The 16884-nt window shown below is 70.4% G+C and carries 19 protein-coding genes; 13 read left to right on the plus strand and 6 right to left on the minus strand.

Annotated features, from left to right (window positions below; genetic code table 11):
- Positions 1-134: 134 nt before the first annotated feature.
- The 5 genes from ACKOQ4_RS03395 to ACKOQ4_RS03415 are packed head-to-tail and all read left to right on the plus strand — an operon-like array spanning position 135 to position 3880.
- Positions 135-638, plus strand: coding sequence for an Rv1352/Rv1906c domain-containing protein (locus ACKOQ4_RS03395; protein ID WP_526288819.1), 504 nt, complete (start codon positions 135-137; stop codon positions 636-638).
- Between the two features lie 3 nt (positions 639-641).
- A complete protein-coding gene (gene yaaA / locus ACKOQ4_RS03400) occupies positions 642-1388 on the plus strand; it encodes a peroxide stress protein YaaA (protein ID WP_526288821.1) in 747 nt (248 codons plus the stop codon).
- Positions 1389-1429: 41 nt separating this feature from the next.
- Complete coding sequence (locus ACKOQ4_RS03405; protein ID WP_526288823.1) at positions 1430-2017, plus strand: class I SAM-dependent DNA methyltransferase; 588 nt, start codon at positions 1430-1432, stop codon at positions 2015-2017.
- Entirely contained in the window at positions 2014-3093 is a 1080-nt protein-coding gene (locus tag ACKOQ4_RS03410; RefSeq protein WP_526288825.1) for a GGDEF domain-containing protein, read from the plus strand. Before ACKOQ4_RS03405 ends, ACKOQ4_RS03410 begins: the two co-directional genes overlap by 4 nt.
- A complete protein-coding gene (locus tag ACKOQ4_RS03415; protein WP_526288827.1) occupies positions 3086-3880 on the plus strand; it encodes a M15 family metallopeptidase in 795 nt (264 codons plus the stop codon). The genes ACKOQ4_RS03410 and ACKOQ4_RS03415 overlap by 8 nt, the downstream gene beginning before the upstream one ends.
- Here ACKOQ4_RS03415 and ACKOQ4_RS03420 read toward each other — a convergent pair.
- The 3 genes from ACKOQ4_RS03420 to ACKOQ4_RS03430 are packed head-to-tail and all read right to left on the minus strand — an operon-like array spanning position 3863 to position 7075.
- On the minus strand, positions 3863-5134 hold the full coding sequence (locus ACKOQ4_RS03420) for a competence/damage-inducible protein A (protein ID WP_526288829.1): 1272 nt from the start codon (positions 5132-5134) through the stop codon (positions 3863-3865). The two genes, ACKOQ4_RS03415 and ACKOQ4_RS03420, sit on opposite strands and share 18 nt — an antisense overlap.
- Before the next feature lie 28 nt (positions 5135-5162).
- Complete coding sequence (locus ACKOQ4_RS03425; protein ID WP_526288947.1) at positions 5163-6392, minus strand: oxygenase MpaB family protein; 1230 nt, start codon at positions 6390-6392, stop codon at positions 5163-5165.
- 20 nt (positions 6393-6412) lie between these two features.
- The gene (locus tag ACKOQ4_RS03430; RefSeq protein ID WP_526288831.1) at positions 6413-7075 is read right to left on the minus strand and encodes a GNAT family N-acetyltransferase; all 663 of its coding nucleotides are present in this window, start codon (positions 7073-7075) and stop codon (positions 6413-6415) included.
- Between the two features lie 52 nt (positions 7076-7127).
- Here ACKOQ4_RS03430 and ACKOQ4_RS03435 point away from each other — a divergent pair, with 52 nt between their 5' ends.
- The 3 genes from ACKOQ4_RS03435 to ACKOQ4_RS03445 all read left to right on the plus strand — a co-directional run bounded on the left by ACKOQ4_RS03435 (position 7128) and on the right by ACKOQ4_RS03445 (position 11669).
- Complete coding sequence (locus ACKOQ4_RS03435; RefSeq protein ID WP_526288833.1) at positions 7128-9893, plus strand: glycoside hydrolase family 2 protein; 2766 nt, start codon at positions 7128-7130, stop codon at positions 9891-9893.
- 64 nt (positions 9894-9957) lie between these two features.
- Positions 9958-10866, plus strand: coding sequence for a DMT family transporter (locus ACKOQ4_RS03440; RefSeq protein ID WP_526288835.1), 909 nt, complete (start codon positions 9958-9960; stop codon positions 10864-10866).
- Positions 10863-11669: an HAD family hydrolase gene (locus ACKOQ4_RS03445; protein WP_526288837.1), complete on the plus strand. Its 807-nt coding sequence runs from the start codon at positions 10863-10865 to the stop codon at positions 11667-11669. The genes ACKOQ4_RS03440 and ACKOQ4_RS03445 overlap by 4 nt, the downstream gene beginning before the upstream one ends.
- A 6-nt stretch (positions 11670-11675) precedes the next feature.
- On the opposite strand, the gene ACKOQ4_RS03450 is transcribed toward ACKOQ4_RS03445, so the two are convergent.
- Positions 11676-12416, minus strand: a complete 741-nt coding sequence (locus ACKOQ4_RS03450) for a glucose 1-dehydrogenase (RefSeq protein ID WP_526288839.1) — start codon at positions 12414-12416, stop codon at positions 11676-11678.
- Between the two features lie 35 nt (positions 12417-12451).
- Between ACKOQ4_RS03450 and ACKOQ4_RS03455 the strand changes: the two genes are divergently transcribed.
- Positions 12452-13531, plus strand: a complete 1080-nt coding sequence (locus ACKOQ4_RS03455) for an NAD(P)H-dependent amine dehydrogenase family protein (RefSeq protein WP_526288841.1) — start codon at positions 12452-12454, stop codon at positions 13529-13531.
- Here the strand turns inward: ACKOQ4_RS03455 and ACKOQ4_RS03460 are convergent.
- Complete coding sequence (locus ACKOQ4_RS03460) at positions 13528-13842, minus strand: hypothetical protein (protein ID WP_526288843.1); 315 nt, start codon at positions 13840-13842, stop codon at positions 13528-13530. The genes ACKOQ4_RS03455 and ACKOQ4_RS03460 overlap by 4 nt on opposite strands.
- Before the next feature lie 71 nt (positions 13843-13913).
- On the opposite strand from ACKOQ4_RS03460, the gene ACKOQ4_RS03465 reads away from it, so the two are divergent.
- Both ACKOQ4_RS03465 and ACKOQ4_RS03470 read left to right on the plus strand, forming a co-directional pair.
- Positions 13914-14366: a hypothetical protein gene (locus tag ACKOQ4_RS03465; protein WP_526288845.1), complete on the plus strand. Its 453-nt coding sequence runs from the start codon at positions 13914-13916 to the stop codon at positions 14364-14366.
- Positions 14367-14398: 32 nt separating this feature from the next.
- The gene (locus ACKOQ4_RS03470; protein ID WP_526288847.1) at positions 14399-15532 is read left to right on the plus strand and encodes a nitronate monooxygenase; all 1134 of its coding nucleotides are present in this window, start codon (positions 14399-14401) and stop codon (positions 15530-15532) included.
- Positions 15533-15535: 3 nt separating this feature from the next.
- Here the strand turns inward: ACKOQ4_RS03470 and ACKOQ4_RS03475 are convergent, their stop codons facing one another.
- Positions 15536-15967 carry a hypothetical protein gene (locus ACKOQ4_RS03475; RefSeq protein ID WP_526288849.1) on the minus strand — a complete coding sequence of 144 codons (432 nt, stop codon included), beginning with the start codon at positions 15965-15967 and terminating at the stop codon, positions 15536-15538.
- Positions 15968-16118: 151 nt separating this feature from the next.
- Between ACKOQ4_RS03475 and ACKOQ4_RS03480 the strand changes: the two genes are divergently transcribed.
- Entirely contained in the window at positions 16119-16523 is a 405-nt protein-coding gene (locus ACKOQ4_RS03480; protein ID WP_526288851.1) for an ATP-binding protein, read from the plus strand.
- Positions 16520-16831, plus strand: coding sequence for an STAS domain-containing protein (locus ACKOQ4_RS03485; RefSeq protein ID WP_526288853.1), 312 nt, complete (start codon positions 16520-16522; stop codon positions 16829-16831). Before ACKOQ4_RS03480 ends, ACKOQ4_RS03485 begins: the two co-directional genes overlap by 4 nt.
- Positions 16832-16884: the final 53 nt, after the last annotated feature.

The following is a 16884-nucleotide window of genomic DNA, read 5'->3' on the forward strand; positions in this document are numbered from 1 at the left end:
GGGCCGGCCTTCCGGTCCTGGAGTCGGTAGCAGAGGCCGAGCACCTCTTCGACGAGGCGGTTCAGCGGCGCGGGCATTTCCTGCTGGCCCTGCAGCGCCACACCGCCTGAGCCGTCCCGGGTACCCTCGACTGCGTGGGTGGCAGGTCCGCGGCTCTGGCCGCCGCGTTGCTGACCGCCTTTGCGCTGTCCGCCGCCGGCCCGGCCGCGGCCGACCCGGACACCGCCGCTCCTGAGCCGCCCGTCGACCACGGCGTCGACCCGGCCGCCGCCGGCGCCCCCCCGGCACCGGGGCCGCTGGTCATGGACCACGACGGCATCTTCGAAGTCGGCAGCCAGATCCAGCCGGGCGTCTACACCTCCGCCGGGCCGCGCCCGGACGGCACCTGTTACTGGCGGCGCATCGGGCCGGACAACGCCACCGTTGAGAACGCACTGTCCAAGCAGCCGCAGACCGTGCAGATCGACCCGGGCGACGTCGCGTTCAAGACCAACGGATGCCAGCCCTGGCAGCTGACCAACGACGCCCCGCCCAACCAGAACCCGCCCTGGCTGTCCCAGCTGCAGCTGCGGCACAACCTCGACATCCTCAACGGGCTGGCCGGCCAGTCCGGCAACGGCCAGCTGCCGCCGTACTGACCCGTGATCGTCCTGCTCCCCCCGTCGGAGACCAAGCGCGCCGGCGGAGACGGACCGACCCTGAAGCTGCGTTCCCTGAGCTGGCCGGACCTGAACCCGGTTCGCGAGCAGCTCGTCGGCGAACTGATCGACCTGGCGGCCGACCCGCAAGCCAGTCGCCGGGCGCTGGGAATCTCCGCAGCGCAGGACGCCGAGATCGCACGCAACGCCGCGCTGCGCACCTCGCCCACCCTGCCGGCTCTGGCCCGCTACACCGGGGTGCTCTACGACGCGTTGGACGCCGGCTCGCTGCGCGGCGCCGCGGCCACGCGCGCACAGGCCCGGCTGGCGGTCGGGTCGGCCCTGTTCGGTCTGGTACGCGCCGGCGACCCGATACCGGCCTACCGGCTCTCGGCGTCGGCCAAACTGCCCGGCAAGCCCGCACTGTCCGCCCGCTGGCGTCCGGTCGTCGAGCCGGTGCTCGACGACCTGGCTCAGCGCGAACTGGTCGTCGATCTGCGGTCAGGGGCATACGTCGGTCTGGGCCGGCTGGCGGCGGCGGTCCACCTCGACGTGGTGGCCGAGCACCCCGACGGACGCCGGGCCACGGTCAGTCACTTCAACAAGGCGCACAAGGGACGGCTGGCCCGGGCGCTGGCGTCGGGCCGGGCCGAACCCGACGACGCGGCGGCGGTGGCCGCGGTGGCGCGCCGCGCCGGTATGCGCATCGAGCAGGACGGAAACCGGTTGACCGTAGTCGTCGCGGTGTGACGATGGAACCGGACGAAGAATCACGATCGGAGGGCGCCGGGATGAGCACCCGCTGGCAGCTGACCGGCGTCGCCGACGACTACGACGCCCGCTGGCGGGCGCTGCAGGAAGCCGGGCAGAACATCCACGGCGAAGCCGACCTCGTCGAGGCCCTGCTCGGCGGTGCCGGGCACAGCGTCCTGGACGCCGGCTGCGGGACGGGCCGGGTGGCGATCGAACTGTCCCGCCGCGGATTCACCGTCGCCGGTGTCGACGCCGATCGGGCCATGCTCGCCGCCGCGAAGGACAAAGCCCCCCAATTGCGCTGGGCCCATGCCGATCTCGCTGCCGCACACTGGCCGCCGGTGCTGCCCGGTCGGGTCGACCTGGCGCTGCTGGCCGGCAACGTGATGATCTTCCTCGCGCCGGACACCGAACGGCGTGTGCTCGCCAATCTGGCAGCCCGGCTGGCACCGGGCGGTCTGCTGGTCGCGGGGTTCAGCCTGCGGCCCGGTCAACTCACCCTGGAGGACTACGACGCGATGGCCGCCGCCGCCGGTCTGATGCCGGCGGGCCGGTGGGCCACCTGGGACCGGCAGCCCTACCGTGGTGGGGACTACGCGGTGTCGGCGCATCGGAGGCCGGAGTGAAGCTGTTCTCCGACGAGGTCCCCGACCAGTACTACGCGGTCACCGCCCGGCTCGCCGCCCGCGGCGAACAGCAGCGCACCATGCGGGTCGTCGCCGGCAGCATCCTGATGCTGAGCCTGCCCGCACTGGCCGCGCTGACCAACACCGCCTCCACCCGAATCCCGTTGGGCCGGGCCACACTCGCCGTGATCGCCCTGCTGTGTCTGTGCCTGGCCGCGCCGTGGCTGCGGCACCGGTGGCCGACCCGGGAGCAGTCGATCGCCGTCGTCGTGGTCGGGACCCTGGTCCTGGCGACGGGCTGCGCGGTGGCCAGCGATCCGCTGGCCGGCCTGGCGGTGTCCACGGCGTTCGCCTTCGTCCTCGGCTTCGCCGCGCTGTTCCACGGCACCAGGGTCCAGCTGTTCACCGCGACCGTCGCAGTCCTCACCATGATCTGGCTGGCGGTCCGGATCGCCATGAAGGACTTCGCGACGACGTTCGCCGTGGTGACGCCCGTGGTGCTGATCAACATCGCCATCGTGGTCGCCTGCCGGACGATCGCCGAGATCACCGCCTCCCGGGCCGAGCGGGCCGACGTCGAACCGCTGACCGGTCTGCCCAACCGGCAGTCCTTCGAGGAGTCGGTCGGCACGCTGATCGGCGCGCGCAACCGCGGCGACGACCGCTATCTGGTGCTGGCAGTGGTCACCATCGACAGCTACGCGGCGCTGCTGAGCATCGGGGGCACCCGCAGCACCGACCGCGCCCGGGTGGCGGTTGGACAGGCGCTGCGCGACACGGTCCGCCATGACGCGGTCATCGGGCACGTCGGCGACACCGAATTCCTGGTCGCCGACTCCTTCACCACACCCGATCCCAGTCCGCTCATCGAGCGGATCCTCGGGGCGGTGGCAGCCACCCCGGGCGGCATCACGGCCAGCATCGGCGCCGTCAGCACGCCGTTGCGGCCGCTGGCCGACCGGCCGCCGCACGACGTTCTCGACGAGATCATCGCCCAGGCCACGACCGCCATGTACCGGGCCCGCCGCCGTGGCGGCAACACCGCCGAGTACGTCGTGGAGCACGGCAGTGCGTGAAATCCCCGCACTACGCTGCACCGCGGCGGTGCTGACCGCCATGACGGCGTCGGTCGCGCCGGCGGCCGCCGAGCCCGCGCCGGTGGCACCGGACGACTTCGTCGCGGTGGCCGACGTGGATCCGTCGATCCAGCAGGAGATGCGCTACTTCACCGCGCACAACTTCACCGGCGATCCGGTCGACGGGTACCTCGCGCCGATGTGCATCCTTACCCGCCCGGCGGCCGAGGCGCTGTCCCGGGCGCAGCGCGACTTCCTCGAAGACGGCTACACCCTGAAGGTCTACGACTGCTACCGCCCGCAACGGGCGGTCGACGACTTCGTCGGGTGGGCCGAGGATCTCGCCGACCAGCGCATGAAGGCCGAGTTCTACCCGCGCGTCGACAAGTCGACGCTGTTCTCCGACGGCTACATCGCCGAGCGCTCCGGCCACAGCCGGGGCAGCACCCTCGACGTGACGATCGTCCCGCTGGGGGCGCCGCCGGACCCGCCGTACATCCCGGGGCAGCCACTGGTGGATTGCGCCGCGCCGCAGGCGATCCGGTTCCCCGACAACTCCATCGACATGGGCACCGGCTTCGACTGCTTCGACACGCTGGCCCACACCGCCGACCCCAGGATCGGCGGGCAGCAGGCCAAGGACCGGCAACTGCTGCTCGAGGGCCTGGAACGGCAGGGTTTCGTCAACTACGACAAGGAGTGGTGGCACTACACCTATCAGCCGGAGCCCTACCCGCAGACGTTCTTCGACTTCCCGGTTGACCGGTCCTCACTCCGGCGGGGCTGACAACGCGCGGCGCAGCAGGTGCATGGCAACGGTCGTGGACCGCTCCCGCACGTCGGCCCGCTCGCCCGGCACCTGCACGCAGCGGGTGACCGTCGGCCCGCCGGTCACCCGGACGCAGAACCACACCGTGCCGACCGGCTTGTCCTCGGTGCCCCCGCCGGGGCCCGCCACCCCGGTGATGGCCACCGCGGTGTCGGCCCCGAACCGCTGCAGTGCGCCGGCCGCCATCGCTTCAGCGACCTCGGCGGAGACCGCTCCGTGCTCCTCGATCAGAGCTGAATCCACCTCCAGCAGAGCAACTTTGGCCTGGTTGGCGTAGGCCACAACGCCGCCGGCCACATAAGCCGACGATCCCGCCCGGTCGGTGAGACGGGCTGCCAGCATGCCCGCGGTGCAGGATTCGGCGGTCGCGATCCACCGCCCGGACAGCAGAGCGGCCACCTGCTCGTCGACCGTCGCGCCGTCCTCGGAGAAGATCGCCGCACCGTGGCGCTGCCGCATCAGGTCCATCAGCGCGCGGTAGGCCGCCGCGCCGGCGGGCTCGTGGCGGGTCACCATCTCCACTTCCCCGCGCCGCAGACAGGTGGTGATCTCCAGGCCCTCGAACCCGGCTACGGAGTCCTCGGCGGCGCGCAGGGTCTCGGCCAGAGCGGACTCGGGCACCCCGAACATCCGCACGGTCTCCTGCCGGTAGTCGGTGCGCCCTGCGATGGCCTGCCGGACGGTGTCGGTGGCCACGGCCGCCTCCCACATCCCCTGCAACTCCTTGGGCGGGCCCGGCAGCACCACCACCACCGGGCTGCCGGGGACGACGACACCCGGCGCGGTGCCGACCGGGTCGAGCACCTCCGCCCCGTCGGGCACCATGGCCTGTTTGCGATTGGCGGCCCGGACGGCGTCGGGGTCGACGTCGGGGAACCGGGCCATCCAGCGCCGCACGATCGACGCGATCCTGGCCTCCATGGCCGTGTCGAGCACCAGTTCGCGTCGGCAGAACCGGGCCACCGTCGCCACCGTCATGTCGTCGGCGGTCGGGCCCAGCCCGCCGGTGGTGACGATCAGATCGACTCGTTCGGAACGCAGGAACCGGAGCTGGGCGTCGATGTCGGCGGGCCGGTCCCCGCAGATGGTGGTGTGCGCCAGTTCCACACCCAGTTCCAGCAGCCGCTCGGCCACCCAGGGCCCGTTGCGGTCGGCCACCCGGCCGGTCAGCACCTCGGTTCCGGTCACCAGGATCCCCGCGCGCACGCTCATCGGGTTCGAGACTACGCAGCCCCGGGTATCACCGGCGCAGCGGAGTCGCGGCCCGGAACTCGGCGGCCCGGCCACCGGACTGCCAGCGGTACCACCGCTCCCAGCGGCGCATCGCGAACCGCTGCCAGCGCCGGTCGACACCCGGCACGATCCGGCGCGCCACCTCCACCCCGGCGATCAGCGGTGCGCGAGCCAGCAGCATCGCCATCCCGGCGGCCGGCGAGGGCAGGTTGTAGCGCCGGCGGTTCCACGGCAGCATGAACAGTCCCGAATAGCCGGCCTGCAGCCGGTAGTGGTAGCCGGCCCGCACGCGGTCCAGTCCGCGCTGCGTCGGCTTCGGCTCGAATGCCGGGACGAATGACTCGACGAGCTCGCTGCCCGTGCCGGCGGAGTCGTAGCTGCGCGCGGAGTCGGCCATGAACAGAATCCGCCAGGCGTCCATCACCGTCGCCGGGAAGTAACCCTCGCAGCGCACGCCCACCAGATGACCGCAGTACCGGTTGAAGTGCAGTACCGCCCGCGCCTCGCGGGGCGAGGTGAGGTAGCCCAGCGCGGTCAGTCCCAGCGCCGGGGCGACGCTGCCACCGAGCAGCGTCAGCATCATCGCCGACTGGCTGATCGGCAGGCCGTAGCGCTCGAAGTCCCACTCCGGATGCTGCCGGACCCGGGCGCGGACGCTGACGTGCATGATCCGCACGTGCAGCGAGATCGCGCGGGCCGGCGAACCGGGCCGCAACACCGCCCCCGGCCTGCTGACCTCGATCCACCAGCGGGAGGTCTCCATGTAGCGGTGCAGCGCCCGCTGCCCGGCGTACCCGCCGGACAGCGAGAGCGGCAGCGCCAGCCAGCCCTCGGTGTAGGTGTCCATCGTCCCGGCGTTGCCGACCGCACCCAGCGCGTAAGCCCAGCGCCGCCAGACCGCCGCGCCCTGCTCGACCAGGTCGGGGTCCACCCAGTCCGGTACGCGCTCGAAGTCCTCGATCAGGACCCGCAGGGATTCCGGCGCCTCGGGGACGCTGTCGATGCCGTCACGCTGTGCCCGTTCGACGAGTTCCCGTGCCCGCCGCGCCCCCAGTTCACCGTGATAGGTCTCGGCGACGAAGCGCTCGGCGATCGGGTCGCCGGCGGTCAGCCCGGTCCGGAAGGCGTCCGCGACGCGGCCGGAGGGGAACAGGTCCACACCGGTCATCCGCAGCACGCGGTCGCGAAGCCGCGCATGACCGGTATCCGGCCGCGGGTAGCGGAAGGCGGTCGGGATACGACCGGCGCCCTGCTCGCTCAGCCTGTGGCTCCGGGGGTCCGCACGACCAGGGGGACGGCCGGGAACTGGGCGGCCAGTTCCGTGCGCGACCTGCGCAGCGCGGCGGTGCCGTAGCCCTTCTTGCGGTGCGCCGGGTGGATCCACACCCGGACGTTGACCTCGCCGGAGGCGAGTTCGCCGAAGACCATCCCGACCTTGTCCTCGCCGTCGACCGCGACGAACCAGGCAGCTTCCTCGGCCTTGGCGCGCGCCAGAGCCGACCGGATCTCGTCCTCGAGGTCGCCCGCCGGGGCACCCGACCCGTCGCCGGCGGCGCCCACCTCCTCGGTGCGAGCCGCGAAGATGTCGTGGTCGCGCTCGTGGGAGAAAGGCCGCAGCCGCAGGGTGTCGTCGGTGCTGGCCGGCCGCTCATCGACGGTGAAGCTCAACTGGCTGTTGAGGTCGTCGAGTTCGGCGGCGATCCGGCGGCGGGACTCCTTGGTGAACTGGTCCATGCGCATCCCCATCAGCGCCTCGCCGGCCACCCGCGAGGTGCCCAGGAGCCCGGTGACGGCCTCGATCGCCTCAGCGCGGTCGTTGGAGTTGACGATGGCCTCGACCAACTCGCCGCGCCGTTCCAGCGCGTTCAGCAGAGCATCGGCAATGGCACGTCGGGTGACGGCCCGGTCCTGATCGGTCATGGCCTCAGCCTAGCCCCAGCGGGGCCGGGCGGCTCTGTCAAGATGGTGCACCGTGGCGAGGAACCTGCTGAGGATTCTCGCCGTGGTGATCCTGCTGGTGTGCGCTGCCGACTACCGGGTCGCCGGCCCCCGGCAGCGGCCGGCTGCGGGCCAGGACCTCGAGTTGTCCGACGGTTGGATGCTGACCTCGGCCGACGGTCTGGCCGAGACCGGCGAGACGATCTCCGCAGCCGGCTACCGCACCGGCGGATGGGTCCCGGTGCGCCGGATGCCCGCGACGGTCCTGCAGGCCCTGCAGGATGCCGGGGTCTACCCAAACCTCTACTACGGCATGAACCTTCGCACCGAGGTTCCCCAGGATCTCTACAAGCAGGACTGGTGGTACCGGACCACGTTCACCGCCCCGGCCGGCCAGACCACCTACGTGCTCGACTTCCCCGGCATCAACTACCGGGCCGACATCTGGCTCAACGGCCATCGGGTCGCCGACAGCCGACAGATCGTCGGCATGTACACCGACCACGAGCTCGACGTCACGCGGTGGATCTCCCCCGGTGCCGAGAACACCCTTGCGGTCAAGGTCACTCCGGAACGACGCGTGCAGGACGTCGACGGCGTCGAACTGGCCGACAGCTGGTACGACTGGATCAACGCGCGCTATCTGGGCTACCAGGACCCCTACGGTAACAACACCGGCGTCTCCTTCGTTCCGGACCGCAACGCCGGGATATGGAAGCCGGTGCGGCTCAAAGCATTCGGCCCGGTCGGCATCGGACCGGCGACGGTCAACACCGAACTCCCGCTGCCCAGCACCGACAGCGCCCGCCTGACGGTGTACGCCACCGTCCGCAACTACACGCCCAAGCCGGTCAACGGCGTGCTCACGGTGAGGATCACCCGAACCGGCAGGGATCCGGTCCGGATCTCCCAGGCGGTGGCACTCGGACCGGGTGAGGAACGTGAAATCGCCTTCGCGCCAGATGATTTCGCAGCGCTGAACGTCCGCAATCCCGACCTGTGGTGGCCCTACACGATGGGCGAGCCCAACCTCTACGACCTGGGTCTGGAGTTCGCCCAACGCGATACGGTCACCGCCGATGCCGCGCTGAAGTTCGGGATCCGCACCGTCGGACAGGCCCGCGACGGTGACGACAGTCTGGCTCCCGGCGCCGGCGGCAACTTCTATCTGACCGTCAACGGCCGGGAGTTCCCGGTGCGGGGCGCCACCTACACGCCCGACCTGCTCTACCGCTACGACCCCGACCGCGACGCGGCGATCCTGCGCTACACCCGGGACCTCGGCCTGAACATGCTGCGAATGGAGTCCAAGATCGCCTCGTCCCGCTTCGTGGAGATGGCCGACGAGATGGGCATCCCGCTGATGTACGGCTGGATGTGCTGCAACCAATGGGAACGCTGGGCCCAGTGGGACGACGAGGACCGCCGGGTCGCCGACGAGAGCCTGCGCTCGCAGATCGCGATCCTGCGCTCACACCCCTCGGTGTTCCTCTGGGCCAACGGCAGCGACGGCCGGCCCCCCGAGGACGTCCGCACGGCCTACCGCGACATCATCGACGCTCTGCACTGGCCCAACGCGGTCGTGGACACCGTGTCCGCGCTCGCCCGCGACCGCGACGGCAAGACGCTGTGGGACGGCATCCAGATGGCCGGGCCCTACACCTGGCGCGCACCGGCGTACTGGTTCGCCGGCCGCTACCCGGCAACCCGCGGGTCCACCGCCGAGCAGGGCGACAACGAACACATCCCACCGTTCGCCAGCCTGCGCAGGTTCATCCCCCCGGAGGATCTCTGGCCCATCGGCGAGACCTGGTTCTTCCACGCCGGCTCGGATCCGCAGAACGCCAACCTGACCAGCACCCGCCGGGTGATCGACTGGCGCTACGGACCGTCGGCGGACGCCCGCACCTTCGCCGACAAAGCCCAACTGGCGCACTACGAGTCCACCCGCGCGCAGTTCGAGGCCTTCGCCGCCGGCGGGTGGGACAAGAACAAGATGACCGTCTACTGGATGCTCAACAGCCACTGGCCGTCGTTCTTCGGCAACATCTTCGACTACTACCTGCGGCCCGGCGGCGCCTACTACGGCGCCAAGAAGGGGCTTCGCCCGCTGTCGGTGGTCTTCGACGCCTATGCCACCGGCGACCACCGGCGAGCCCGGGTGAGTGTGGTCAACCAGAGCGGGCAGCGCCGTGGCGAGCTGCAGGTCCGGGTGCGCACCTACGACCTGTCCGGCACCGTGCGCGCCGACCGCAGGGTGAAGGGAATCTCCGTCGACGCCGGCCGTTCGGTCCAGGCCCTGATGCTGCCCCCGGGACCGAACGACTCGCCGGTGTTCTTCGTGCGCTGCGAACTCCTCGACGCCGCGGGCACGACGCTGGCCGACAACGTCTACTGGCAGTCACGACAGGTCGACGTCCCCGGCCCGCCCGAGGCCGACACCGCCTTCGAGACCAGGCAGCTCAGCTGGGCGGACATGACAGCGCTGAACACACTGCCCAGGCCAGATCTGGACGTGACCGCCGAGAGCGTTGGCGGCAATGGCCGGGACGTCAGCATCCGGCTGCGCAATGCATCGACGAACCTGGCGTTCTTCCAGCGCGTCGAGTTGCTCGACGAAGCCGGTTCACCGGATCAGGTCGACGAGATCCTGCCGATCGAGTACGACGACAACTACGTGACGGTGTTTCCGGGCGAGACGGTGGAGGTTCGCGGTCGGGTCCCCGAGGGCGGCCCGTTACCCGGCTGGGTCCGGGTGACCGGGTACGGCGGGGCGCCGGTGATTGCGCCTATCGGCTGACAGCAGCCGCGGTTGGCCTACATTCGGTGTGGGCGCCGTCGACGCGCCGGAAGGGAAGCCGACAGTGCTCGAGCAAGCCCTCGTGGTGGCCGCTGCTCTGGCCGGGGCGGTGTTCACCGCGATCGGGATCGTGGTGCGCCAGCGGGCCACCATGGACGTCCCGGAGGACCAGGGTGTCAGCGCCGTCATGGTCTCGACGCTGGTGCGACGGCCGTTGTGGTGGGCCGGCACCGGCGCGGCGGTGGTCGGCTACGGATTCCAGGCCCTGGCGCTGGCCTACGGGGCGCTGACCCTGGTGGCCCCGTTGCTGGTGTCGGCGCTGCTGTTCGCGTTGCCGCTCAGCGCCCGGCTGGCCCACCGGCGGGTCAGCCGGACGGACTGGGGCTGGGCTCTGCTGCTGACCGTGGCGCTGGCGGTGTTCGTCTCACTGGCCCACACCCGGGCCGGAGACTACGAGGGTTCGGCGTGGACGGCGGTGTTCGTCGCGGCGGGCAGCGCGGTGTTCGTCGGCGGGTGCGTGCTGTTGGCCGGCCGGGTGTCGGGCTGGCGCCGGGCCATCCTGCTGGCGATCGGTGTGGGTGTGCTCTTCGGCGTCGTCGCGGTGCTGACCAAGATCGTCATGCAGTTCGTCACCGAGGGCGCCTTCACCAAAGTGCTGACCTCCCCCGTGCTGTACGTGCTGATCGTGGTCGCGGTGGCCGCGACCCTGCTGCAGCAGTCGGCTTTTCACGCCGGGTCGCTGCAGACCTCGGTGCCCGCGATGCTGGTGCTCGAACCGATGGTCGCCGTGCTGCTCGGTCAGGTCGTCCTCGGCGAGCATCTGACCGTCAGCACGCCGAGTGCCGTCGCGCTGGGTGTGGCGGTGGCCGCGATGACCGCCGCCACCATCGCGCTGGGCCGTGACGAGGGGGCCTACGAGGACCAACTCGAAGCCGGCAGGCAGACCGGTTCCGCGCGCACGGGACCCACGTGAGGGCCGATCCGCTGGCAGAGATCGCGGCCGGCCCGCCTGGGCCGGCGGTCGGGGCGTTCTTCGACTGCGACGGAACGCTGGTGGCCGGATTCACCGCCGCCGCCCACGCCGGTGACCGGGTCCGGCGCCGGCAGGCCCGCATCGGCGAGGTGCTCGGCGTCGTCGAAGCCTCACTGCGCTACAAGCTCGGCCGTATGCAGTTCGAGCGGCTGTTGGTTCGCGCCGCCGGCTATCTGCGCGGCGAGTCGCTGGACGAACTCGACGCGGTCGGTGCGCGGGTCTTCGCCGAGCAGGTGACGCACAAGATGTACCCGCTGATGCGCCGTGTCGTCGAGGCCCACCGGGAGCGCGGCCACACCCTGGTGATGAGCTCCTCGGCGCTGAGCATCCACGCCGCGCCGGTAGCCCGCGCACTGGGCATCCCGCACCTGGTCTGCAACACCTTCGAACTCGACGATGCGGGACTGCTGACCGGACGCATCGCCACACCGATCGTGTGGGGACGCCAGAAAGCCGCTGCGACGCAACGGTTCTGCGGCGAGCACGGAGTGGATTTGGGGCACAGCTACTTCTATGCCGACGGCGACGAGGACGCCGCCCTGATGCGGATGGTCGGTCATCCGCGGCCGGTCAACCCGCGCGCCGGGCTGGCCGATCTCGCCGCCCGCGAAGGCTGGCCGGTGCTGCGCGTTACGGTGCCGGGCCAGCGCGGCAGGGCCGACGCGCTGGCCCACCTGCCCGCGTTCGGGCGGGCGGCTCTGGGCGCGGCGTTCAGCGCGGTGGCCCTGCGGGGCCGGCGCTGACGCCACTCAGATAGCGCGATGCGGTACGTCGGTGATCAGACCGCCGTCCATCACGTACTCCGACCCGGTGGAGAACGACGACTCGTCGCTGGCCAGGAACACCACGAAGGTGGCGACCTCATCGGGAGTGCCCGAGCGGCCCATCGGGGCGGAGACGATGTCGTCGGGCAGGTGCTTGGTCATCGGGGTGCGGATGAACCCGGGGTGAATGGAGTTGACCCGGATGTTCTCCGGCGCCAGTTCCAGCGCGGCGGACTTGGTCAGCCCGCGCAGACCCCACTTCGAGGCGACGTAGCTGTGCGCCCACACCGCCCCGCGCATGCCCTCGATGGAGGAGACGTTGATGATCGACCCGCCCCCGGCGGCGATCATCGGCTCGATGACGGCCTGGATGCCGCGCATGGCTCCGGTGAGGTTGACGTCGAGCACCTTCTGCCAGCGAGTGAGGTCGGCGGTCTTCAGCGGCGCGGCCTGCACGATGCCGGCATTGTTCACCAGAACGTTGAGCCTGCCGAAGGCGTCCACCGCGGTGTCGACCGCGGCCTTCCAGTCCTCCGAGCTGGTGACGTCGAGGTGGACGTAGCGGGCCGACTCCCCCAGTTCCTCAGCCAGCGCGGCACCTTCGTCGTCGAGGATGTCGCCGATCACCACTTTGGCACCCTCGCGGACCAGCATCCGGGCGTCCGCGGCGCCCATCCCCCGCGCACCGCCACTGATCAGAACAACTTTTCCGTCGACACGTCCCATGGGGCGAAAGGCTACCTTGGGGCTAACTTGTCACCATGGCCATACGTGTCGTCCACATCGGAACCGGAAACGTCGGCCGGCTGGCGCTGGCCGAGCTGATCGACAACCCCGCCTTCGACGTGGCGGGTGTGTGGGTCTCCAGCGTCGAGAAGGCCGGCAAGGACGCCGGCGAACTCGCCGGCCTCGACATCACCACCGGCGTCGCCGCCACCACCGACCTCGACGCGCTGCTGGCCACCGAGCCGGTGTGCGCGGTGTACTGCGCGATGGGCGACACGCGGCTGCCCGCCGCCATGGACGACGTCCGGCGGATCCTGGCGGCCGGAGTCAACGTGGTGGGCTCTGCGCCGGGCATTCTGCAGTTCCCCTGGGGTGTGATCCCGGATAAGTTCATCGAGCCGCTGGAAGATGCTGCGCGGCTGGGCAATTCGAGCATCTACATCAACGGCGTCGACCCGGGTTTCGTGACCGACCTTATCCCGCTGGCCTTCGCCAGCACCTGCCGGCGCATCGAGCAGATCCGATGTATGGAGATCGCCGACTACGCCACCTATGACGGCGCCATCGTCATGTTCGACGTCATGGGCTTCGGCAAGCCGCTCGACGAGGTGCCGATCCTGTTCCAGCCCGGCGTGCTCTCGGTCGCCTGGGGCTGCGCGATCCGCCAGCTGGCCGCCGGGCTGAACCTCGAGATCGACGCCATCACCGAGAGCTACGAACGCGAACCGGCGCCGGAGGCCTTCGATATCGCCGCCGGCCACATCCGCAAGGGCGGTGTCGCCGCGGTACGTTTCCAGATCAACGGCATGGTGGGCGGTCACCCGGCGATCGTCGTCGAACACGTCACCCGGTTGCACGGCGACCTGCGGCCGGACTGGGCCCAGCCCGCCCAGCCTGGCGGCTCCTATCGCCTGGAGATCAGCGGCGAGCCGTCCTATTCGATCGACATCTGCCCCACCAGCACCCTCGGCGACCACAACCACGCCGCGATCTCGGCCGCGGCGGGCCGGATCGTCAACGCCATCCCGGCGGTGATCGCCGCCCCGCCGGGCATCCGGACAACCCTTGATCTACCCCTGGTCAGCTCGGTGCGGCTGTTCGGCGACGGGCGCTAGCCGATCCCCACGACGAAACCGGGATACCCGCCGTAGCCGCCGTTGACGTACGCCGACAGGCACTGCGCCCGCAGCAGTGGGCTGCCGACGCTGCAGTTGATCAGTGCTGTCTGATCCGGCGCCGACCCCAGAACGTGAGGCGGACGTTGCGGCAGGGCGCAATTGTTCGCATAGGGGTTGAGCGGGACGATGCCGTCGTAGCACGGCGCCGACGGCGCCTGTCCGGAGTCGGCGGAGGCGAGAGGCACCGAAATCAAGGCGCCCGCCAGAACAGCCATCGGAGCCAGGACGATCCCGCGGAGAGTGGTCATACCGGCGACCTCCTCACCGAGAACGCTTACCTTGGACGCACTATCAACGGTACTCCCGGAAGCGAGGACGGATGGCGGTCCTCATCACGGGGTGTGCGGGCTTCCTGTTCGCCGTGCTGTGGATCGACCTGATGTTCGACACCCAGATCCGCCGCCGCTCCAGGGCGCCCGAGGACACCGCGCTGGCATCCATCACCGGCTACTACCGGCGGGCGACGACGGAATCCCAGCCGATGGGCGCGCTGATCGCCGCGGCCATGGTGGTCCTGATCGCCGCCCTGGCAGTCGAGGCCGCCCGGGGCGGCGACCCCGGCTGGCTGGTGGGCGTCTCGGCGGTGCTGGCCGGCGGACCGATCCTGCTGGCCCTGTCGCGCACGGTGCCCAACGCGGTCCGCCTCGGACGCGGGACCGGCAGCCAGGCCGAGCGAACCCGGCTGGCCCGCGCGGTACTGCGCGACCACGTGCTCTGCGCGGTCGGCATGGCCGTGTTCCTGGCCATCCGGGTACTCCGGTCGCTAAACTAGAACACGTTCCAGTAACCGGCCAGGGAGGCCCCATGCACACCGACCTCTGCGACGAACTGGGCATCGAGTTCCCGATCTTCGCCTTCACCCACTGCCGCGACGTCGTGGTCGCGGTGAGCAAGGCCGGCGGCTTCGGCGTGCTGGGCGCCGTCGGCTTCACCCCCGATCAGCTCGAGATCGAGCTGAACTGGATCGACGAGCGCATCGGCGACCACCCCTACGGCGTGGACATCGTGATCCCCAACAAGTACGAGGGCATGGACACCGGCGCCTCCGGCGAGGAACTCGCCGAGATGCTGCGCAAGCTGGTGCCGCAACAGCATCTGGACTTCGCCAAAAAGATCCTCGCCGACCACGGCGTGCCGACCGCCGACGCCGACTCCAACGCATTGCAACTGCTGGGCTGGACCGAGGCGACCGCCACCCCGCAGGTGGAGGTGGCGCTGCGCCACCCCAAGGTCACTCTGATCGCCAACGCCCTGGGCACCCCGCCCAAGGACATGATCGACCACATCCACGCATCCGGCCGCAAGGTCGCCGCACTGTGCGGCTCCCCCGCCCAGGCCCGCAAGCACGCCGACGCCGACGTCGACATCATCATCGCCCAGGGCGGCGAGGGCGGCGGCCACTGCGGAGAGGTGGGCTCGATCGTGTTGTGGCCGCAGGTGGTCAAGGAAGTGGCACCGCGCCCGGTGCTGGCCGCCGGTGGGATCGGCAGCGGATACCAGATCGCCGCGGCGCTGGCGCTGGGCTGCCAGGGAACCTGGTCCGGCTCGCAGTGGCTGATGGTCGAGGAGGCCGAGAACACCCCGGTCCAGCAGGCCGCCTACGTCAAGGCCACCAGCCGCGACACCGTGCGCAGCCGCTCTTTCACCGGCAAGCCCTGCCGGATGCTGCGCAACGAGTGGACCGAGGCCTGGGAGACCCCGGGTAACCCCGAGCCGCTCGGGATGCCGTTGCAGTACATGGTGTCCGGTATGGCGGTGGCCGCGACCAGCCGCTACCCGGACGAGACCGTGGACGTCGCGTTCAATCCGGTCGGTCAGGTCGTCGGCCAGTTCACCAGGGTCGAGAAAACGGCCGCGGTGATCGAACGCTGGGTGCGGGAGTACCTGGAGGCGACCACCAGGCTCAACGACCTCAATGAGGCCGCCGCGGCGGTCTGAGCGTCAGCCGGCGGGAACGAACGAACTGCCGTTGCCCCAGTCGCCGACCTTCAGGAACCCGGGCTGCCAGCCTCGAGCACCCAGGCACAGCATCGGCAGGCCGTCAGGTGACTGCGCGGCGGCCTGTGAACCCGGGCACGGCGCGCCCACCTCCTGCACGCCGTACAGCTTCGGCGAGATCACCCAGAAACCCGTGCCCTGCGGCGGCCGGTCGATGGGAACGTAGGACAGGTTCTGGATGAAGTGGCAGGCCAGCGCCTCCCCACCCGGGCCGCGGCCGAAGATGAACCGGTCCCAGCGGTAGCACGGCGCGCTCAGGTGGGCGTCGTAGATGATGCCTGGCACGTCGCCTGCATATCCGTCTGCGACGGCCGACGGCGCCGCCGCCAGCGTGCCGCCCGCGACGGCTGTTGCGATGAGGAGATGGCGGAACATGAGAGGCAGCCTAGCCCCTCCCCGGTCGCCGACTCCCCCAAACCGCCGTTCTTGATACGCTGCACCGATCGACGCGGCCGGTGCGGCGGTTCGCCGGCCGGGTGCCGCGACTCCGCGGCGGATCTGTTCGGTGGCTGCGAAGGGGGCGGCGTTGGCTGAACGACATCCTCCCGACCCGCTCAATATCACCTTGCCCGCCGAGCCGGCCAATCTCGCGCACAGTCGAAACCGGCTTCGGGAATGGCTGGCCGCGACGGGACTCGACGCGCAGTCCTGCTCCGACGTCCTGCTGGCGGTCGGGGAGGCCACCGCCAACGCCACCGAGCACGCCGTCGTGGGCGCACCGGGACTGGTCGAGATCACCGTCGACGCCCACTTCAGCGGCGACCGGTTGCGGATCTCGGTTTCCGACACCGGCAGATGGAAGCCGTCGGCGCAATCAGCAGGACCCCGTGGACACGGGATCCTGCTGATCAACGCCTTGGTCGACTCCGTGGAAATGCAGACCGGCCCGGCCGGGACCACCGTCACGATGGTCAAGGAGTTGGCCCGATGACCGAAGCGCGTTTCGCCGTGACCGTGGACACCCCCGGCCATCCCCCCGTGGTGGTGGTCACCGGTGACATCGACCTGGCCAACGTCGACGAATTCCAGAACGCGATGACCGCGGCCTGCGACGGATCCCCAGACCTGACCGTCGATCTCACCGGGGTTGGTTACTGCGACAGCGCCGCTGTGCGCGCACTGTTCAACCTCGCCGCGCTGACGCGGTTGACCATGATCGTGAAGCCGACCGGACACATCAGTACCCTGCTTGCGATCTCCGGTCTCGATCGTGTCGTCACCGTGGTGGAAAGGGGGTAGACAGTGCCCACGCCGACGTTCCACCCGCGCGGAAATGACTGCAGCAGTGATTT

It is taken from the genome of Mycobacterium sp., assembly GCF_046095365.1.
GTDB lineage: Bacteria > Actinomycetota > Actinomycetes > Mycobacteriales > Mycobacteriaceae > Mycobacterium.